The organism is Vibrio sp. CUB2 (genome assembly GCF_001557945.1).
GTDB lineage: Bacteria > Pseudomonadota > Gammaproteobacteria > Enterobacterales > Vibrionaceae > Vibrio > Vibrio owensii.
This window is the reverse complement of record NZ_LNRB01000057.1, coordinates 1-1,432: the sequence shown is the minus strand read 5'-3', so window position 1 is coordinate 1,432 and position 1,432 is coordinate 1. Positions and strand designations below refer to the sequence as shown.

Annotated in this window: 1 protein-coding gene; it reads left to right on the top strand. The window is 43.4% G+C overall.

From position 1 onward, the window contains the following. Window positions 1–95: 95 nt before the first annotated feature. Window positions 96–1,421 (top strand): IS4 family transposase, encoded by a 1,326-nt coding sequence (locus tag ATB78_RS27750; RefSeq protein ID WP_061011155.1) that lies wholly within the window; start codon window positions 96–98, stop codon window positions 1,419–1,421. Window positions 1,422–1,432 lie beyond the last annotated feature (11 nt).

Genomic DNA, 1,432 nt, shown 5'->3' with positions numbered 1-1,432 from the left:
TCTAATGCCGATCAGTTAAACATTAATCGGCAGATCAATTGAATGATCCCTCCAGTGTGTAAAAATCCGATAGACCCTGTTTATCGGATTTTTTTATGCACGTTTCTCAAGCCCTCGATATCATAAATAACTACAAACCGAATGAAGCCGAAACTCTCGCAGACCTCCTACCGATTGAGCTAATCAAAGATGCCTATGAGCTGACAGATACAGTCACTCTTAGAAAGCGAAAACTGACTTTGGAATCGATGGCATGGCTGTTGGTCGGAATGGCTATTTATAACGACAAATCTATGGCTGATATCGTTAATATGCTCGATATTGTCGACCGTTCAGGTAAACCGTTTGTTGCCCCGAGTGCATTAACACAGCGTAGAAAAAATCTCGGTGAATCCGCGGCTAAAGCTCTTTTTAAGTGTACGCAAAGACATTGGTTTGAGCATGCAAGACTACCCAACTGGAACGGACTCACACTGCTTGGTGTTGATGGGGTTTTGTGGCGAACAGAGGATACTGATGATAACGCCGAGGCTTTTGCAAAGCCTACCAATCGTGATGGTAAAGAAACACAGTACCCTCAGCTACGTATGGTGTGCCAGATGGAACTAAGCAGTCATCTAATCACAGGCAGTGCTTTCGACTGTTATACCGTGAATGAAATGACGCTGGCCGAGCAACTAATAGAAACGACTCCCGACAACAGTCTAACCCTTTTCGATAAAGGCTTTTACTCTCTTGGGTTACTTCAAGAGTGGAGCGCTAAAGGTGTAAATCGACATTGGCTCATCCCAATGAAAAAGGGATTAAATTATGAAGTCGTTCAGTCCCTTGGTCGACAAGATAAACTCATTAAACTGAAGAGTAACCCGCAAGCTCGCAAGAAATGGCCAACGCTAGAACGTGAAGTTGTTGTCCGTCTAATCACGAGGGTCAAGAATGGCAAGTCATATGATGTTCTTACCTCAATGACCGACCCGATGCTTTATCCAAAATCAGACATAGTTGGTCTTTATGGATACCGCTGGGAAATTGAGCTCGGATACAGAGAACAAAAACAATATATGCTTGGCAACCGACTTACACTAAGAAGTCGACTTCCAGAGTTAGTGAAGCAAGAGCTCTGGGGTATCTTGCTAACGTATAACTTGGTCAGGTATCAAATGGTTCAAATGTGTCATACGTTGAATGGAGATTACCTGCCATACCAACTAAGCTTCAACGGTGCATTAGCCCATATTATGCGCTTGCTAGTCGGTCTTCCATATTCGTCACCAGGAGCAATACCTAGGCAACTCCAGAACTTTTACTCAATAAGCGAGAGTTTAATATTAGAGCCAAGACGGGAAAGATCCTTCCCTAGAGTAGTGAAGAAAAAACCTAGCCGATACCCTAGAAAAAACAATGCCGCTCACCTTAAGTGAACGGCATTAGA

Excerpts from the sequence above, each read along its gene's own strand:
- ATB78_RS27750 (WP_061011155.1), top strand. The coding sequence starts at position 96 with ATGCACGTTTCTCAAGCCCTCGATATCATAAATAACTACAAACCGAAT.